General features: G+C 63.7%; 19 protein-coding genes. 7 read left to right on the forward strand and 12 right to left on the reverse strand.

Going from position 1 to position 15,934, the window contains the following annotated elements:
- Nucleotides 1–420 carry a response regulator gene (locus AB6B38_RS11235; protein WP_371392946.1) on the forward strand — a complete coding sequence of 140 codons (420 nt, stop codon included), beginning with the start codon at nucleotides 1–3 and terminating at the stop codon, nucleotides 418–420.
- A 6-nt stretch (nucleotides 421–426) separates the two neighbouring features.
- On the opposite strand, the gene AB6B38_RS11240 is transcribed toward AB6B38_RS11235, so the two are convergent.
- Nucleotides 427–975, reverse strand: coding sequence for a GAF domain-containing protein (locus AB6B38_RS11240; protein WP_371395096.1), 549 nt, complete (start codon nucleotides 973–975; stop codon nucleotides 427–429).
- A 172-nt stretch (nucleotides 976–1,147) separates the two neighbouring features.
- Here AB6B38_RS11240 and AB6B38_RS11245 point away from each other — a divergent pair, with 172 nt between their 5' ends.
- Nucleotides 1,148–1,939, forward strand: a complete 792-nt coding sequence (locus AB6B38_RS11245) for an SDR family NAD(P)-dependent oxidoreductase (RefSeq protein ID WP_371392947.1) — start codon at nucleotides 1,148–1,150, stop codon at nucleotides 1,937–1,939.
- Here the strand turns inward: AB6B38_RS11245 and AB6B38_RS11250 are convergent, their stop codons facing one another.
- Nucleotides 1,940–2,626, reverse strand: coding sequence for a response regulator transcription factor (locus tag AB6B38_RS11250; RefSeq protein ID WP_371392948.1), 687 nt, complete (start codon nucleotides 2,624–2,626; stop codon nucleotides 1,940–1,942).
- A gap of 121 nt (nucleotides 2,627–2,747) precedes the next feature.
- On the opposite strand from AB6B38_RS11250, the gene AB6B38_RS11255 reads away from it, so the two are divergent.
- Complete coding sequence (locus tag AB6B38_RS11255; protein ID WP_371392949.1) at nucleotides 2,748–3,257, forward strand: L,D-transpeptidase; 510 nt, start codon at nucleotides 2,748–2,750, stop codon at nucleotides 3,255–3,257.
- Here the strand turns inward: AB6B38_RS11255 and hslU are convergent.
- The 5 genes from hslU to AB6B38_RS11280 all read right to left on the reverse strand — a co-directional run bounded on the left by hslU (nucleotide 3,254) and on the right by AB6B38_RS11280 (nucleotide 8,183).
- Complete coding sequence (gene hslU, locus AB6B38_RS11260; protein ID WP_371392950.1) at nucleotides 3,254–4,555, reverse strand: ATP-dependent protease ATPase subunit HslU; 1,302 nt, start codon at nucleotides 4,553–4,555, stop codon at nucleotides 3,254–3,256. The two genes, AB6B38_RS11255 and hslU, sit on opposite strands and share 4 nt — an antisense overlap.
- Nucleotides 4,556–4,643: 88 nt before the next feature.
- Nucleotides 4,644–5,762: a tRNA epoxyqueuosine(34) reductase QueG gene (gene queG / locus AB6B38_RS11265; RefSeq protein WP_371395097.1), complete on the reverse strand. Its 1,119-nt coding sequence runs from the start codon at nucleotides 5,760–5,762 to the stop codon at nucleotides 4,644–4,646.
- The gene (locus AB6B38_RS11270) at nucleotides 5,762–6,325 is read right to left on the reverse strand and encodes a Smr/MutS family protein (protein WP_371392951.1); all 564 of its coding nucleotides are present in this window, start codon (nucleotides 6,323–6,325) and stop codon (nucleotides 5,762–5,764) included. The genes queG and AB6B38_RS11270 overlap by 1 nt, the downstream gene beginning before the upstream one ends.
- 6 nt (nucleotides 6,326–6,331) lie before the next feature.
- Complete coding sequence (locus AB6B38_RS11275; RefSeq protein WP_371392952.1) at nucleotides 6,332–7,558, reverse strand: murein transglycosylase A; 1,227 nt, start codon at nucleotides 7,556–7,558, stop codon at nucleotides 6,332–6,334.
- Complete coding sequence (locus AB6B38_RS11280) at nucleotides 7,506–8,183, reverse strand: Tim44/TimA family putative adaptor protein (protein ID WP_371392953.1); 678 nt, start codon at nucleotides 8,181–8,183, stop codon at nucleotides 7,506–7,508. Before AB6B38_RS11280 ends, AB6B38_RS11275 begins: the two co-directional genes overlap by 53 nt.
- 260 nt (nucleotides 8,184–8,443) lie before the next feature.
- Between AB6B38_RS11280 and secB the strand changes: the two genes are divergently transcribed.
- Entirely contained in the window at nucleotides 8,444–8,947 is a 504-nt protein-coding gene (gene secB, locus AB6B38_RS11285; RefSeq protein WP_371392954.1) for a protein-export chaperone SecB, read from the forward strand.
- Here the strand turns inward: secB and dnaQ are convergent, their stop codons facing one another.
- From dnaQ to AB6B38_RS11310, 5 genes are read right to left on the reverse strand one after another with little or no spacing between them, the layout of a single operon-like run.
- On the reverse strand, nucleotides 8,948–9,634 hold the full coding sequence (dnaQ, locus tag AB6B38_RS11290) for a DNA polymerase III subunit epsilon (protein ID WP_371392955.1): 687 nt from the start codon (nucleotides 9,632–9,634) through the stop codon (nucleotides 8,948–8,950).
- The gene (gene coaE / locus AB6B38_RS11295) at nucleotides 9,631–10,239 is read right to left on the reverse strand and encodes a dephospho-CoA kinase (protein ID WP_371392956.1); all 609 of its coding nucleotides are present in this window, start codon (nucleotides 10,237–10,239) and stop codon (nucleotides 9,631–9,633) included. Before coaE ends, dnaQ begins: the two co-directional genes overlap by 4 nt.
- Nucleotides 10,236–11,069 carry a shikimate dehydrogenase gene (gene aroE / locus AB6B38_RS11300; protein ID WP_371392957.1) on the reverse strand — a complete coding sequence of 278 codons (834 nt, stop codon included), beginning with the start codon at nucleotides 11,067–11,069 and terminating at the stop codon, nucleotides 10,236–10,238. The genes coaE and aroE overlap by 4 nt, the downstream gene beginning before the upstream one ends.
- Nucleotides 11,069–11,656: a nucleoside triphosphate pyrophosphatase gene (locus AB6B38_RS11305; RefSeq protein ID WP_371392958.1), complete on the reverse strand. Its 588-nt coding sequence runs from the start codon at nucleotides 11,654–11,656 to the stop codon at nucleotides 11,069–11,071. The genes aroE and AB6B38_RS11305 overlap by 1 nt, the downstream gene beginning before the upstream one ends.
- Nucleotides 11,653–12,510 (reverse strand): pyruvate, water dikinase regulatory protein, encoded by an 858-nt coding sequence (locus tag AB6B38_RS11310; RefSeq protein WP_371392959.1) that lies wholly within the window; start codon nucleotides 12,508–12,510, stop codon nucleotides 11,653–11,655. The genes AB6B38_RS11305 and AB6B38_RS11310 overlap by 4 nt, the downstream gene beginning before the upstream one ends.
- Before the next feature lie 534 nt (nucleotides 12,511–13,044).
- Here AB6B38_RS11310 and hemE point away from each other — a divergent pair.
- The 3 genes from hemE to hemJ are packed head-to-tail and all read left to right on the forward strand — an operon-like array spanning nucleotide 13,045 to nucleotide 15,610.
- A complete protein-coding gene (hemE, locus tag AB6B38_RS11315) occupies nucleotides 13,045–14,070 on the forward strand; it encodes a uroporphyrinogen decarboxylase (RefSeq protein ID WP_371392960.1) in 1,026 nt (341 codons plus the stop codon).
- Between the two features lie 32 nt (nucleotides 14,071–14,102).
- The gene (gene hemH, locus AB6B38_RS11320; protein WP_371392961.1) at nucleotides 14,103–15,164 is read left to right on the forward strand and encodes a ferrochelatase; all 1,062 of its coding nucleotides are present in this window, start codon (nucleotides 14,103–14,105) and stop codon (nucleotides 15,162–15,164) included.
- Nucleotides 15,164–15,610: a protoporphyrinogen oxidase HemJ gene (gene hemJ / locus AB6B38_RS11325; RefSeq protein ID WP_371392962.1), complete on the forward strand. Its 447-nt coding sequence runs from the start codon at nucleotides 15,164–15,166 to the stop codon at nucleotides 15,608–15,610. The genes hemH and hemJ overlap by 1 nt, the downstream gene beginning before the upstream one ends.
- Nucleotides 15,611–15,934 lie beyond the last annotated feature (324 nt).

A 15,934-nucleotide genomic window follows, 5' to 3' on the forward strand; every position in this document is an offset into this window, starting at 1 on the left:
ATGGGCGACATCACGCAACCAGCACGCATACTTCTGGTCGAGGATGACGACACGGAGGCCGGCCTGTTTGCCCGTATGCTGATACGCAAATCACCCCAGTGCACGGTTGATCGGGCTGCCAGCGGAGGCGAGGCACTGGCAAGCCTGTCTGAAGGCCCGCTGCCCGACTGCATAGTTCTGGATTTGCGTTTGCCGGGCGAGGACGGGATCTGGATACTCGAGCGCCTTCTGGAATCGCCGCAATGGCGCACCATCCCGGTGATCGTGTTCTCCGGCGATGTCTCGCGCCTGGGTCCGGCTTCCAGCCAGTACCCCAATGTCGCATCCAGCGTGCGCAAGCCTCACAGTGTCGAGGAGTATGAAGCCACGCTGCTCATCGTGTGCGCCATAGTCGGCGCCACCGTGTCAGCCGCAGCCTGACAGCCCTCAGGCCCGGCGCGGCAGGGCTTGCGGTGCCGATAGATAGTCCTGGCCGTTCAGGCGCCGCCCCAGCTCTTTAAGCTCCAGCCGCGTGCGGTGCGCGTCAATCGCATGCATCACCGCATCGGCCAGATGGCCCAGCAGCCTGACCTGCTCAGGCGGCAGATCGCGCGGCCTGGTATCGAGAATGCACAGCGAGCCGAGCGCATAGCCATCTTCCTCGATCAGCGGCGCCCCGGCATAAAAGCGCACATGAGGCGCGCCCGTGACCAGCGGATTCTGGGCAAAGCGCGCATCACGCGTCACATCGGGGACGACCATCGGTTCAAACCCGCCGATCGTGTGACTGCAAAAAGAGACCGAGCGCGGCGTCTCACGCAAGCCCACGCCCAGCACGGACTTGAACCATTGCCGCTCGGCATCAACCAGCGACACCAGTGCTATGGGCACGTCAAATGCCAGCGCTGCCGCCCGCGTCAGGCAGTCAAAGGCCGGATGCGGTGCAGTGTCGAGTATGGCGCAGGCGCGCAGGGCCGCGAGGCGCTGGAGTTCCATAGACAATATATCACATCCACTGAATCGATTCAGTGAGCAACACTATAGATAGAGCGTTGCACAACCGTAAAGGGTCCAGCCCAGCTCAGTCACACCCATGTGACCGGGAATGATTGCCAAGCCGCGCGCGCCGTCTAGTCTGGCTGCAAACCGGGGTTAGGAGAGTATGAACATGGATTTGAGCGGCAAGACCGCCATCATCACGGGCGGGGCCAGTGGAATCGGGCTGGCTGTGGCAAGAGCCCTGAACGCGAAAGGCACCCAAATCGCCATTGCCGACCTCAACGCGAGCGCTGCAGCCGAGGCCGGCGCGGCGCTGGGTGGTTTTGGTGAGGCCGTCAATGTAGGCGACGAAGCGGCCCTGGTGCGTTTCATCAACAAGGTTGAGCGCACGCTCGGCCCCGTCGATATCTACATGTCCAATGCGGGCCTTGGCTTTACCGACGGGCCGGGCTGGGGCGCAGGCGATGCGCCGAACGCCGCCTGGGATCTGTGCTGGCAAGTCAATGTGATGGCCAGCGTGTTTGCCGCGCGCCATCTCGCCCGCAGAATCGCCGCCCGGCAGGGCCACTTCATCATCACCTCATCAGCGGCAGGGCTTCTCGCCCAGATCGGGGATGCGCCCTATTCGGCCACCAAGGCGGCGGCCGTGTCCTTTGCCGAGTGCCTGGCCATCACCCATGGCGATGAGGGCTTGAACGTCCACTGCCTGTGCCCGGAAGGGGTAAACACGCCGCTGGTGCAGGGCATTGAGGGCGGCGCACAGGGGCTTGGCGGATATCTGGAAGCCGACGAGGTTGCCGGCATTCTGCTCAAGGCGATGGAAGAGAAACGCTTTCTGGTGATGACCCACGCCAATACGCCAGGCTATGTCGCCAACAAGGGACAGGACCGCGACCGCTGGGTCGGTGGCATGCGCAAGCTGCGCCGCATGCTGCTGGAAAAGCTGGGCCGCCCGATGTGATCAGGCTTGCAGGCGGTAACCGCCCGTATCGGTGACCAGGAGGCGCGCCTTGCCCGGATCAGGCTCGATCTTCTGGCGCAGCCTGTAGATATGGGTTTCCAGCGTGTGGGTGTTGGCCTCGCGATGATAGCCCCACACCCGGTCCAGCAGCTCCTCGCGGGCGACCGGCTTGCCGCCCGCCCGGTAGAGATATTTCAGTATGCTGGTCTCCTTCTCGGTCAGGCGGATGCGCTTGCCTTCCTGATTGACCAGCTGCTTCATGCCGGGCGTGAACACGTAAGGGCCGATATTCAGCACCGCATCCTCTGACGCCTCATAGCGCCTGAGCTGGGTGCGTACCCGCTCCAGCAGGACCCGGAAGGCAATCGGTTTTGCCAGAAAATCGCTGGCCCCCGATTGCAGCCCCTTCACATGATCCTCATCGGCCGACTGCGCGGTCAGAAGGATGATCGGCACGCTCTCGCCTTCTTCGCGCAAGGCCGCGCAGGCATCGCGCCCGTCCATGTCCGGCAGGCCGACATCGAAAATGACAATATCGGGATTGTCGCCGCGCACACGCTCCATGCCCTGGCTGGCATTGGCTGCTGTAATCACGGCAAACCCGTCCTCCAGGGCAAACTGTTCGGCCAGCGCCTCGCGCAGATCGGTGTCATCATCGATAATGAGAACGGTTTTTTCACCGGCCATGGCGGGCCAAGCCTCCCTGATAGGCGCACCACGCAAACATAGGGTGCGTTGCGGCCCCGCGCCAACTGCCTCTGGCTGCTTGCCAGCCGGGCAGGGCTGGCATCAGTCTGCCGGAATGAAAATGACCGCTCACAGCAATGGCGTCCTGCTGGCCGCCGGCCGCACGTTTCGATGCGCGCTTGGGCGCTCCGGTGTTGTTCGCGCTGATGAGAAGCGCGAAGGGGATGGGGCGAGCCCGGCCGGGGTGTGGACGGTGCGCCGCGCCCTATGGCGCGCAGATAGGCTGGAAAAGCCCCTAACCGCCCTGCCGCTGCAGATGATCGCCAGCGATGATGGCTGGTGTGATGCGCCCGGTGACCCTGCCTATAACCGGCCCGTGCGCATGCCCTGGCCAACGAGCCATGAAGTGATGTCGCGCGAGGACGGGCTCTATGATGTCGTTGTGGTGCTCAGCCATAATGATAGCCCGCCCGTGCCGGGGCTGGGTTCGGCCATCTTCCTGCATTGCGCCGCGCCTGATTATGCGCCCACCGAGGGCTGTATCGCGATTGCCCGCGATGAGCTGGTGGCGCTGCTTGAAGACATGAGCCCGGCCAGCACGCTGGAGATCAGTCCCGCCGTCTCGCCCTAGAGAATGAACTTTGACAGATCGGCATTGGCCGCCAGCGCCTTGACCCGCTCATGCACATAGGCGGCATCAATCACCAGCGTCTCGCCGGAACGGTCCGACGCAGTATAGCTGATCTCCTCGACCAGCCGTTCCAGTATCGTGTGCAGGCGGCGCGCGCCGATATTCTCAACGCTGGCATTCACCTCGGCTGCATAATCGGCAATCGCCTCGATCGCGCTGTCATCAAGGCTGAGCTCAAACCCTTCAGTGGCCATCAGGGCCACATATTGCGTGACAAGGCTCGCTTCCGGCTCGGTCAAGATGGCGCGGAAATCCTCGCGGGTTAGCGCTTTGAGCTCGACACGGATCGGCAGGCGGCCCTGCAGCTCGGGCAGAAGATCGCTCGGCTTGGTGACGTGGAAGGCACCCGAGGCAATGAACAGCACATGGTCGGTCTTCACCGGGCCATATTTGGTGGCCACCGTTGCCCCCTCGATCAGGGGCAGAAGATCGCGCTGCACGCCTTCGCGTGACACATCGGCGCCCCGTGCCTCCGAGCGCGCGGCAATCTTGTCGATCTCATCGAGAAAGACGATGCCTTCGTTTTCGGTCAGCCGCACCGCCTCGGCCTGGATCTGGCTGTCATCAAGCAGACGGTCGGCCTCCTCGTGCAGCAAAGGCTCATAGGCTTCGCGCACCGTCGTGCGGATGGTCTTGCGGCGGCGGCCCATCCCCTTGCCCAGCATGTCTCCCAGATTGATCATGCCGACACCGCCCATGCCGGGCAGGTCCAGACCCTGCAGCGGATTGGCATCATCTATAAGCTCGATCTCGATCTCCTTGGCATCCAGCTCGCCTGCATGCAGCTTGCGCCGGAAGCTGTCGCGCGTCGTGGTGCTGGCACCCGGCCCGACCAGCGCGTCCAGCACGCGCTTTTCAGCCGCTTCCTCCGCCCGCCCGCGTACCTCCTCGCGGCGGCGCTCACGCACCAGCGAGATCGCAATCTCGACCAGATCGCGCACGATGGAATCCACATCCCGCCCGACATAGCCAACTTCAGTGAACTTGGTGGCTTCCACCTTCAGGAAGGGCGCGCCGGCCAGCTTGGCCAGACGCCGCGAAATCTCGGTCTTGCCGACACCGGTGGGGCCGATCATCAGAATGTTTTTCGGCGTGATCTCCGCGCGCAGGTTTTCGTCCACGCGCTTCCTGCGCCAGCGATTGCGCAGCGCAATGGCCACTGCCTTCTTGGCGTCATGCTGGCCGATAATGTGGCGGTCCAGCTCGGAGACAATTTCGCGCGGCGACAAATCGGTCATCTACAGCCCTTGAAAAACATTATGAGATCAGGCGACCGCGCTCATGTAGGCAATCGGAACCGTACGGGAAACCCTTGGACCAGAACCGCTAGCAGGGATCAGTGTTCCATTCGGCGCAGACATCGCTATCGGTCTCGGCGGCAACCCTTGACGTCCGTTCGGTGAGAAAGCGCGCCGCATCCAGCCGGGACAGCGCCCAGACCGCTGCGCCACGCACCAAAGCGCTGTCATCATCCAGCCGGTCCAACACCGCCTCCAGCGCGTCCGGGCCGGTATCATTGCCCAGCGCAATCAGCACATTGCGTACAAACCGGTCCCGCCCGATGCGCTTGACCGGCGAAGCGGTGAACAGCGCGCGGAAACCCGCATCATCGAGGCGTGAAAGCTCGGCCAGCAAGGGCGCTTCCAGCTCGGCGCGGGCATGAAATGCGGTCTCTTGCGTACGCGCGGCAAACTTGTTCCACGGGCACACGGCCAGGCAGTCATCACAGCCATAGATGCGATTGCCCATGGCGGCCCGGAATTCGCGCGGTATGGGGCCTTTATGCTCGATGGTGAGGTAGGAGATGCAGCGGCGCGCATCGAGTTGATAGGGCGCAGGAAACGCGTCTGTGGGGCAGATATCGAGGCAGGCCCGGCACGACCCGCAATAATCGGTCTCAGGTGTGTCGGGAACGAGTTCCGCCTCGGTCAGCATCACGCCCAGAAACAGCCAGCTGCCCCAGTCCCGGCTGACCAGATTGGTGTGCTTGCCCTGCCAGCCCAGCCCGGAGCGCGCCGCCAGCGGCTTTTCCATCAGGGGCGCGGTATCGACAAAGACCTTCACGCCCTCACCCGTTTCGCCGTGAAAGGCGCGCGCCATCTGTTTGAGGCGCTTTTTGAGAAGATCGTGATAGTCCCGGTTGCGCGCATAGACCGAAATGACGGCCCGGTCGGTATGCGCAAGATCATCGAGCGGATCATGCTCCGGCCCGTAATTGAGGCCCACCACCACCGCCGAGCGGGCTTCCGGCCACATGGCAGTGGGGTGAACGCGCCGGTCCAGCGTCTCTTCCATCCAGCCCATACTGCCATGATGACCAGCCTCGACAAACGCACGCAGCCGGTCTCCCGCCTCCCAGCGCGCATCCGCGCGGGTTATGCGCACGGCGTCAAACCCGGCATCGCGCGCCAGCGCGCGCACCCTGTCAGAAAGCTGGGCCTTCATCATGCCCGCAGCATGACATAGAAGGCCCCCGCCCCGCCATGACGGGCATGGGCGGGCGCATAACCGCTGACCAGCACGGCAAAGTCCGGCTCGGCCAGCCATAGGGGCAGGCTGCGGCGCAAGACCCCCGGCAGGGAGGGCGCATCCGGCGTCCAGGGCTCAAACCGGCTTGTATCCTCTGCCCGCCCGGCGGCCCCCTTGCCGGTGATGACGAGGATAGTCTGATGGCCCTTCATGGCCGCGCGGGACAGAAAAGCCAGCAGCATCTGGCGGGCACGGGCGGCCGTCTCGCCATGCAGATCAATGCGCGCATCAATCTCCACACGCCCGCGGCGCACCTTGCGTTCGGCGCCGCGCTCCACCGGTGCCTTGCGCGGCACAGACCCGGCATTCAGCGCGGCAGGCGCAGCGCCGCTCCTGCCTCTGAGCAGGGTGGCAAACCCTTCCTCATTCACCGGTGGCTGAACGCGCATTCCGCCTGCCGGCAGGGGCCGGGCCGTGCGCGACACCTTGCGCCAGAGGGCGCGTTCTTCCGGTGTCAGGGTGCGCTTCGGCCCGCTCATGGCCTGTCACGATGTCCGGCGCAGCCGGGCCGCCAGCGCGTTGGGGAGGAGCAAGTGCCAGCGCGCGAAACTGTTCTGGCGCCCGGCCGTCTGTCCGGCCTCGTCACCCCAGCCAAAAAAGAGATCGCCGCGCACCGGGCCAGTAATGGCCCCGCCGGCATCCTGCGCGATGACCAGCCCCTGCCAGCGGCCCTGCCCCGACACTTCGCCATCAATAAACACCGGCATGCCCCAGGCATGGAAGGCCGGATCGACCGCCAGGCTCGCCATCGGTGTCAGCGGCACGCCCTGTGATCCCATCGGGCCGGTATTGGCGTCAGCGATCTCCTGCAGATCGAAGAACACATAGCGCGGATTTTCGTTGAAGAGCGGCGTCCACGCCGACGGGCCGTTACGCACCAGCCAGTTTTCGATGTGGTGTTTGGACGCCTGTCCCGGCGGCAGCTCGCCCCGGTCCAGAAGCAACCGGCCAATAGACACGTAAGGATGACCATTATGGGCGGCAAAGGCGGCCCGGCGCTGACTGCCATCATCAAACACCAGACGGCCAGAGCCTTGAATCTGCATGAAGAACACGTCGATCGGGCGGCCCCAGGCCAGCGGCACGCCGATATTCATCGCCTCGATCTCGGCGCGCGGACGCGCCTCGTCCGCCCCGCCAAACCGGTTCGCATCAAGCCCGGCAATGAGCTGGGACATGTCCCCGCGCGGCGCAACGCCGGGCCGCGCCCGGATCGCCATGGAAAACTCATTATCGGGATAATGGCGCGCCTGAACCATGGGCTCGTAATAGCCGGTCAGCCGCCCCTCGCCGCCCACCGAAACAGGCGCGAAGCGCGCCTCGAAGAAGCTGCGTGCCATCTGGGGTGTTGCGCCGCGCGCGATCAGGGTGAGCGCTTCGTCGCACACCGCATGCCAGTCACCGGCCCGGCCCGCATAGGGCGCGCGCTCATTAAGTGGACGGTCGGCCGGGCGGCGCTGGATCGCCTCGCAGCTTTGTCCAAACGAGCGCAAGGCCGCGCTGGCATCATGCCGGCTCCAGCCTTCGAGCGCGCCAAACCCCGATAGCGGGCGTAGATCGAGAGATGATACGGCAGGGGGTTGCGGCGCAGTGCCAGGCCCGTCAGGCACGCTGGCACAGGCCGAGATGACAAGGGTCAGGCAGAGCGCAAGAAGGGCGTCAGGCCGGGCGTACAGCGGAAAGCCGCCAGTTGGGGTTGTCGCTCGTGACATCGCGCTCAAAGCTCCAGATCTCGGCTACCGGGTGCAACGCCGCGATATCGCCCGAAACCACGCTGCCATCGCTGGCGCGGGTCTCGTGGGCGATCTCGGCAACGAATCGCACCTTGATCTTGGCCTTCGGCCCGTTAAGGGAAGCTTCCTGCAGACGCGCTTCCTTGATCCGGTCAATCTCGGTGGTCAGGGTTTCACCCTTCGCCGCCCGCGCCTCGATGGCTTCACGATAGGCAGTCAGGACGCGCGGCGAGAGCAAGGGCTCAAGCGCTTCCACATCCCCGCGCGCGAACGCACCGGCAATCATGCCATAGGCGGCTCGCGCGCCCTGGATGAACTCGGCGGCATCGAAACTGCCATCGGCATCGGCTATGGCTTCAAGCCCGTCATAGGCCGTATCATCAACATCAACCGTGCTAAACGCGGCCTGCGCGCGTTGCGGCGTGTCCTGGGACAGGGCCGTGTCGGAAACGGGCGCTGGCGCATCGCGGGTAACGGCCTTCTCGGCTTCCTCGCGCGCATGCTCTTCGGGCGAGCGCCCCACCGGGCGGCCCAAGGCCATGTAAAGCCGGATGCCGATGAACACGGCAAGACCTGCAAAAAAGAGTATCTGCAACAATTCCACGCGCACTTACCTCTTGGCCGCCCGCCTCGCGGGCGTGAATCTGGCCGTCCCTGTCTACTCATATAGGCCGTCAGGCGCTACAGGTCAGCCCGCGCAATGCAGGCTGCTCTTCTTGGCCGTGGTCTTGATCGCTGGCTTGCCCGCCACGGCGCGGCATGCTACCCGCCCAGACCTTGCACAGGAAGCGGGCCCATTCCAGCCCTGCTGCCGGCCTTCCAATGCCAAGGCTGGAAAAACGCCTACAGGAGCTTGCACCGAACATGGCTGATACCCCCAACACACCCGATCAGAGCGCAAATCCGGCCAGCGGGCCGAGCGTGAGAATACTGGGGCAGTATGTAAAGGACCTCTCCTTCGAAAATCCCGGCGCGCCCGACACGCTGCGCGGCAGCGCGGCCCAGCCCAATATCGATCTGGGCATTGATGTGCGCGTACGCGCGCTGGATGCGGAAAACTTCGAGGTCGAGCTGCTTCTTTCGGCCAAGGCTGAGCGCGAGAATGCCACCTTGTTCGTCTGCGAGCTGAGCTATGCCGGCCTGTTCCAGATCCGCGGCATGGACGAGCAGTCGCGCGAAGCCTTCCTGCTGGTCGAGGCCCCGCGCCTGACCTTCCCGTTTGCCCGCGAAATCGTGGCCAGCGCGACGCAAAATGGCGGCTTCCCGCCGCTCATGCTGGAGCCTGTCGATTTTGCCAGCCTCTATCGCCAGCAGCTCGCCCAGCGCGCGCAAGGCGGTTCGGGCAATCCGCCAGCCGGCAACGCCTGATCAGACGCCGAACTTTTTCCAGACGCGCGCCTCGCCCATCTCGGCCACAAAGCCTGCATGGAGGGCGCGCTCTTCGGGCGTGCTTGAAGGCTGCAAGGGGGTTGGGCGCGGCGGGCGCGGAGCATAACGCACCGTGCGGTCCGTGCCTTCCAGCCCGGCAAAGTCCAGCGCGCGCGTGCGCCCGCCATTAAGCTCCAGATACACTTCTGCCAGCAGATAGGCATCGATCAGCGCGCCATGCTTGGTGCGGCTTTCCAGCGAGATATCAAAGCGTTTGCACAGCGCATCCAGATTGGCCGGCGAGCCTGGAAAGCGCTCGCGCGCCATCGCGGCCGTATCCTTGAACCGGCTGTCGGGATAAGGGTCCAGCCCGGCGCGCGTCAGCTCCATATTGATGAAGCCCCGGTCAAAGGGCGCATTGTGCGCCACCATCACCGCATCCCCGACAAAGGCGATGAAATCCTGCGCCACCTCTTCAAAGCGCGGCTTGTCGCGCAGCATTTCGCGCGTATGCCCGGTAATGGCTGTTACTTCTGCCGGGATATCGCGGTCTGGATTGATGAGGGCGTGAAACTCGCGCCCCGTCGGGATCATGTTGATCACCTCGACACAGCCCAGCTCGGTCACCCGGTCGCCCTCGAGCGGGTAGAGCCCGGTCGTCTCTGTATCGAATATGATCTCTCTCATGGGCGCGGATTCTGACTGCTTTTGCGCAAGGCATCCAGAACGGCGCGCACCTGATGGCGCGCATCATCCACACCTTTTGACGTGTCGATGATGAAATCCGCCCGTTGCCGCTTTTCGCCATCGGGCGTCTGGCGCGCGAGGATCATGTCCAGCTTTTCCGCGTGCATGCCGTCACGGGCGAGTACCCGCGTCCGCTGGATATCCTCTGGCGCAGAGACAACCACGATCACATCGACATGATCCTCCATGCCGGTCTCGAACAGGAGCGGAATATCAAAAAGCACGCACCAGGCCCCATCCTTGCGCGCCTGCTCCAGGAAGCCCGCGCGCCGCGCCGCCACCAGCGGATGCACGATGGCTTCAAGACGGGCGAAGTCCGCAGGGCTTTCTTTCAGATGGGCGCTAAGCGCCTCGCGATCCACGCGCCCGTCCCTGACCACATCAGGAAACATGGCGCCGACCGGCTTTACCGCCTCGCCGCCCGGCGCATACATCGCCGCCACCGCCGCATCGGCGTCAAAGACCGGCACGCCCTGTTGTGCAAACAGGGCGGCGGTCGTGCTCTTGCCCATGCCGATCGAGCCGGTGAGGCCAATCGCGATCATGGCCTGCCCTCCAGCGCCGCTTCCAGCATGGCCCTGACCGGCGTACGGGCAGGAACAGGCTTGCCAAAAAAGGCTTCAAAGGCCGGGCGGGCCTGTCCGATCAGCATGGAAAGCCCGCCTACCGTGCGTAGGGCCCGCGAGCGCGCCTGCTTCAAAAGCCCGGTTTCCAGCGGCACATAGACCATGTCGAACACCAGCGCGTCTGCGGGGAGAATATCCAGTGGCAGCGCCAGTGCGGGCTGGCCCTTCATGCCAAGGCTGGTGGCGTTGATGACCAGACGCGCGCCCTCCAGCGCCCTTGGCGCCGCGTCCAGCCCGTGGATCTCCGCCGCGCAGCCCATCGAACGGGCAAGCTCTGCTGCCCTGTCAGGGCTGCGATTGACGATGCGCGCCGGCACACCAGCGGCCTTGAGCACGTAAAGCGCAGCGCGGGCAGCCCCGCCCGCGCCGATCAATACCGCCGGGCCGGTTTCCGCCTGCCAGCCGCCCTCGTCCAGCGTGGCCCTGATGCCGGTAATGTCGGTATTGTCGGCGTGAATCCTTGCCTTTTCAAACACCAGAACATTGGCGGCCCCCGCCGCGCGCGCCGCATCACTGGCGGTGTCGGCCAGCGCCAGCGCCGCCTCCTTGTGAGGGAGGGTCACGTTCACCCCGGCATATCCGGCCTCTCGCAGACGATGGATTGTGTCTGCAAAATCCTCCGGCGCGGCAGCGACGGGGCTGTACTCGCCCTCAATGCCGGCATCGTTCAGCCAGGCGGTCATCATGGCGGGCGAGAGCGAATGGCCGACCGGCCAGCCAATCACACCGGCCTTTCTGACCCCGCCCATCACGCCTCCAGCGCGCCGTGCTGGCGCAGCGCATCCAGCAGAGGCAGGAGCGGCAGGCCCAGAACGGCAAAGAAATCACCCTCCACCCGGTCAAACAACTGCGCGCCCAGCCCTTCATAGGCATACCCGCCGACACCCGCAGTCAGAATGGACCCGGCATCGCGCATATAGCGGTCCAGAAAAGCATCAGAGAATGCGCGCACCTGCATCTCGCACCGGCTTTCATACTGCCAGACGATCTCGCCATCGCGTGCCAGCACCAGCCCGCCGACCAGCGCATGGGTCTGGCCGCGCAACATGATCAGACGCTTGCGCGCCTCGTCGGGATCACACGATTTGTCATAGGCGCGGCCCTCAAACTCCAGCACCTGATCGGCCCCGAGGACCAGCTTCCCAGGTTGGCGCGGTGATACGGCCAGCGCCTTTTGCCGGGCCAGCTCCAGCGCCAGCTCGGCAGGACTGCCTGAGAATTTTGCCTTGACCGCGCCCTCATCAATATCGGCCGGATCGATGGTGAAAGGCACGCCGGCCTTTTCCAGAATGGCCCGCCGCGAGGCCGAGCCAGACGCCAGCACCAGCGCGGTCATGGTTTGCCCCCCGACATCTTGCCGCGATGCTCAGTCAGGAGGTTGATGATCTTGGCCGCCGTTTCCTCGATGGAGCGCCGCGTCACATCTATGGAGGGCACGTTATGGCGCGCAAACAGCCGCTTGGCGTAGATCAGCTCATCCTTAACGGAGTCTTCGTCGATATAGTCCGTCGAGCGGTCCTCATTGAGGTTCAAAAGCCTGTTGCGGCGGATCTGGATGATGCGCTCCGGCGTGGCATAAAGCCCGACAATGGCGGGCTTTTTCAGCGAGAACAGATTGTCGGGAAGCGGTGTGCCCGGCACCAGGGGTATGTTGGCGGCACGCACGCCGCGATTGCCCAGATAAATCGAGGTCGGTGTTTTCGAGGTCCGGCTGATCCCCAGCAAGATCACATCGGCGCTGGCCAGATCATCGCCCTGCCCGTCATCATGGGCCATGCAGTAATTCATTGCCTCGATACGCCGGTAGTAGTCCGCATCCAGCGTACGCTGGGCACCGGCACGCCCGGTCATCGGCGCACCGAGATAAGCCGACAGCGTGGTCTCGATAGGATCGAGCAGGGCAATGGCCGGGATGGACAACTCCGCGCAGCGCGTCTCCAGAGCCTCACGCAAGTCCGGATTGACGACCGTGTACATGACCACGCCGGGAAAGGCTTCCACATGCTCCAGCGCGCGTGCCATCTGGCGCGGAGAGCGGACCAGAGCAAACAGATGCTCGATCGGCTGGCCGCGTTCAAACTGCGCCGCCGAGGCCCGCATCGCGCTCATCAGCGTCTCGCCGGTGGAGTCAGAGATCATATGGACATGGAAATAGGTCTTCATGTCCGGCGCACGTTGGGAAGTGGGCATGGCATCCTTCAAGGGCGGCATATCTGTCTGCTCACTGAGCGTCGTTTCCAGCGATAGCCCGTTCCGCCCGGCCTGTGAACAAGCTGTCGGCAAACTGCGCGCATTGTCCCCGCTGACCGGCCTGCCCGGCCCTTTCCGGCATCAGAGCCAATTCCAACCCACACACCCTCCCCGCTTCTCCACCAGCGGGCAAATTTGCGCCGCCGCGAACATGTCTTGATGTTGAACACGCTGGAAATCGGGGCCTGCACCGGCAGGTTTATACCCGCCGCAAGAAAATTTAATCCTTTGTTAAACAATGTAAATTTTGGGTTAATAGCGAAATTCACACACCTGGGCAAAGACTGACGTGCGGCCAATTTTCCCACAGGGTGTGAAATGTGCGGACAACGCGCTAGTGAGACCGGGTTTTCCACGATACGGACAGACCTACGACTCATCTCCTTCCATTTTCTTTTTTTTATTGGATAGAAAGGAAGGGCGGGAAAGCCGCCGGTGAGCAGGCTGGGCGTCCAGACAAAGGAATAGCGATAAATGGCCGAACGCGCGCTTTTGAAGGTTCTGGGTGGAGAAGCCCTCAAAACCCCGCCCGTATGGCTGATGCGCCAGGCCGGGCGTTATCTGCCCGAATATCGCGCGGTGCGTGCCCAGCAGCCTGATTTCATCGCCTTCTGCCTGAACCCGCAAGCTGCCGCCGAAGTGACCCTGCAACCGATCCGGCGCTACGGGTTTGATGCCTCCATCGTCTTTGCCGACATATTGCTCATCCCCAACGCCATGGGCCAGAAGGTGTGGTTTGAGAAGGGCGAGGGGCCAAGGCTGGCCGCGATGAGCCTTGAAGCGCTGGCCGGTTTATCGCCTGAGGGTGCCGCCACACGCCTTTCTGCGGTCTGTGAGACGCTGAAACTGGTGCGCGCCGGCCTGCCAGACAGCTGCACGCTGATCGGCTTTGCCGGCGCGCCCTGGACGGTGGCGACCTATATGATCGAAGGCGGTGGATCGAAAGACCGCTGGAAGGCCCGCACCGCCGCCTGGAGCGAGCCTGAGAAGATGGACCGGCTCTTGGCCAATCTGACGGATGCCACGGCTGATTACCTGATTGCGCAGGCCGAAGCCGGGGCGGATGTTCTCAAACTCTTTGAAAGCTGGGCTGAAGGCTTGCCCGCGCCCTTGTTCAACCGCGTCGTCATCGCGCCCACGCGGCGCATTGTCGAGCGCGTGCGTGCAGCGGGCATCACCGCCCCCATTATCGGTTTTCCCAAAGGGGCCGGGCCGCACTATGTGCGCTATGCGGCAGAGACCGGGATCGATGCTATCGCCACCGATCATGGCCTCGATACCGACTGGGCGGCGGCCAATCTGCCCCGTTCCATGCCTGTTCAGGGACAGCTCGATCCGGCTGTTCTGAAAGCGGGGGGTGAGGCGCTGAAAGCAGAGGTCAGCCGCTTGCTCGACGCATGGGGGGGACGGCCCTATGTCTTCAATCTCGGCCACGGGATCAATCCCGATGTGCCGCCAGACCATGTGAGCGAGCTGCTGGCCCATATTCGCGGGGGCTAGCACGCGCCACACCCCAAGCCGGAGCAAAGCCCATGAGCCGCAAAATCGCTGTTGTCCTGTTCAATCTGGGCGGGCCGGACGGTCAGGAAAGCGTGAAGCCCTTCCTGCGCAACCTCTTCAATGATCCGGCGATCATTTACGCGCCCTGGCCCATCCGGCCCATGCTGGCCTGGCTGATATCCACCACGCGCGGGCCGAAAGCGGCCAGGGAATACGCCAAGATGGGCGGCGGTTCGCCCATCGTGCCGGAAACCGAAAAACAGGCCGCCGCTCTCACATCCGCGCTTCAGGCAGCTCTGCCGGGTGACGAGATCCGCTGCTTTCTGGCCATGCGCTACTGGCACCCCTTTACCCATGAGGCTGTTGAGGCTGTGAAGGCCTGGGGGGCAGATGACGTCGTCCTGCTCCCGCTCTACCCGCAATTTTCAACCACGACGACGGCGAGCTCGCTCAAAGCCTGGTCCGATGCGGGCGGGATGGAAGCCCGCACGATATGCTGTTTCCCGCGCGAGACCGATTTCATCGCCGCGCATTCAGACCTGATCCGCAAGGCATGGGAAGAGGCCGGACGGCCAGCGGATGCGCGCGTCCTGCACTCGGCCCATGGCCTGCCGGAGATCACTATTGAGCGCGGTGATCCGTATCAATGGCAGGTGGAGGAGACGGTAAAGGCCGTCACCGCCCTGCTGCCGGAACTGGGCGATCACATCACCTGCTTCCAGTCGAAGGTCGGCCCGCTCAAATGGATCGGCCCGTCAACCGAAGACATGGTGGAAGAAGCTGCCAGAGACGGAAAACACATCATCCTCTCGCCCATCGCCTTCGTGTCCGAACACATCGAAACGCTGGTTGAGCTGGACGAGGAGTATGCCGAGCTCGCCCATGAAAAGGGCGCGGCGGGCTATACCCGCGTACCGGCGCTGGGCGTGACGGAGGGCTTTGTCAGGGCGCTGTCCGGCCTTGTGGTATCGGCGCTTGATGGCCCGGCCGGACTGAAACCGCCCTCGGGGGTGCCCATATGCCCGGCTGAATTTGGCCGCTGCCCCTGCCGCGAAGCGGGTTATAACGCAGAAGCAAGCAAGGACGCTGCCTGATGGATTTCCTCCTGCCCTTCTACGATGTGTTCAAGGCTCTACACATCGTGTCCGTGATCTTCTGGATGGCCGGCATGCTCTACCTGCCGCGCCTGTTTGTGTATCACCACACAGCCATCGCGGGCGGGGAGCTGGAGACAGCGCTTCTGACGCAGGAAAAGAACCTGAACCGTATCATCATGGGCCCGGCTCTGATCGCGGTCTGGGTCTTTGCCATTCTGATGATTGCGGCGAACCCGGCGCTGTTCAGCCAAGGCTGGTTTCACGCCAAGCTGGCACTGGTGATCGCGCTGTCTGGCGTTCATGGCTTCTATGCGGCCAGCGCAAAGCGCTTTGCAAAGGGCGAGCGCCCGCGCAGCGAGAAATTCTGGCGCATCATGAACGAAGTGCCCGCGATTGCGGCAATCGCTATTGTCTTGCTGGCGATACTGAAGCCTTTCGCTTGACGCCAGGCGGCCCTTGTGTCACGCCTAGCTCATAACCGCCCGCTTGCGGACGGCTTCCCCCCTTAAACGTGCAATCGGTGGCGCTTCGCCTCGCGATCCGTCACGCTCTCGAAACACAGCATTGCCCGCACATGGTCCTTCGGGGCCGCACTCGCGGGGCCGGAACCAGCAGCGTGTGCCGGGCATTAGCCGCAAAGCGCATGACTGCCCCGCGCAATGGCCGGTCCCGGTCAGACATTTCACCTTCCCGCCCGCCTTTTTAAAAAGACCTCCCCATGACCGATCAGAACGACACGCCCGAAACCGATCTCGACGAGATTGTGA

The sequence above is a fragment of the Glycocaulis abyssi genome, assembly GCF_041429775.1.
GTDB lineage: Bacteria > Pseudomonadota > Alphaproteobacteria > Caulobacterales > Maricaulaceae > Glycocaulis > Glycocaulis abyssi.

Bases quoted from the DNA above. Each gene is read 5' to 3' on its own strand.
- AB6B38_RS11235 (WP_371392946.1), top strand. From the start codon at position 1: ATGGGCGACATCACGCAACCAGCACGCATACTTCTGGTCGAGGATGAC.
- AB6B38_RS11240 (WP_371395096.1), bottom strand. From the start codon at position 975: ATGGAACTCCAGCGCCTCGCGGCCCTGCGCGCCTGCGCCATACTCGAC.
- AB6B38_RS11245 (WP_371392947.1), top strand. From the start codon at position 1,148: ATGGATTTGAGCGGCAAGACCGCCATCATCACGGGCGGGGCCAGTGGA.
- AB6B38_RS11250 (WP_371392948.1), bottom strand. From the start codon at position 2,626: ATGGCCGGTGAAAAAACCGTTCTCATTATCGATGATGACACCGATCTG.
- AB6B38_RS11255 (WP_371392949.1), top strand. From the start codon at position 2,748: ATGACCGCTCACAGCAATGGCGTCCTGCTGGCCGCCGGCCGCACGTTT.
- hslU (WP_371392950.1), bottom strand. From the start codon at position 4,555: ATGACCGATTTGTCGCCGCGCGAAATTGTCTCCGAGCTGGACCGCCAC.
- queG (WP_371395097.1), bottom strand. From the start codon at position 5,762: ATGAAGGCCCAGCTTTCTGACAGGGTGCGCGCGCTGGCGCGCGATGCC.
- AB6B38_RS11270 (WP_371392951.1), bottom strand. From the start codon at position 6,325: ATGAGCGGGCCGAAGCGCACCCTGACACCGGAAGAACGCGCCCTCTGG.
- AB6B38_RS11275 (WP_371392952.1), bottom strand. From the start codon at position 7,558: ATGTCACGAGCGACAACCCCAACTGGCGGCTTTCCGCTGTACGCCCGG.
- secB (WP_371392954.1), top strand. From the start codon at position 8,444: ATGGCTGATACCCCCAACACACCCGATCAGAGCGCAAATCCGGCCAGC.
- dnaQ (WP_371392955.1), bottom strand. From the start codon at position 9,634: ATGAGAGAGATCATATTCGATACAGAGACGACCGGGCTCTACCCGCTC.
- coaE (WP_371392956.1), bottom strand. From the start codon at position 10,239: ATGATCGCGATTGGCCTCACCGGCTCGATCGGCATGGGCAAGAGCACG.
- aroE (WP_371392957.1), bottom strand. From the start codon at position 11,069: ATGGGCGGGGTCAGAAAGGCCGGTGTGATTGGCTGGCCGGTCGGCCAT.
- AB6B38_RS11305 (WP_371392958.1), bottom strand. From the start codon at position 11,656: ATGACCGCGCTGGTGCTGGCGTCTGGCTCGGCCTCGCGGCGGGCCATT.
- AB6B38_RS11310 (WP_371392959.1), bottom strand. From the start codon at position 12,510: ATGCCCACTTCCCAACGTGCGCCGGACATGAAGACCTATTTCCATGTC.
- hemE (WP_371392960.1), top strand. From the start codon at position 13,045: ATGGCCGAACGCGCGCTTTTGAAGGTTCTGGGTGGAGAAGCCCTCAAA.
- hemH (WP_371392961.1), top strand. From the start codon at position 14,103: ATGAGCCGCAAAATCGCTGTTGTCCTGTTCAATCTGGGCGGGCCGGAC.
- hemJ (WP_371392962.1), top strand. From the start codon at position 15,164: ATGGATTTCCTCCTGCCCTTCTACGATGTGTTCAAGGCTCTACACATC.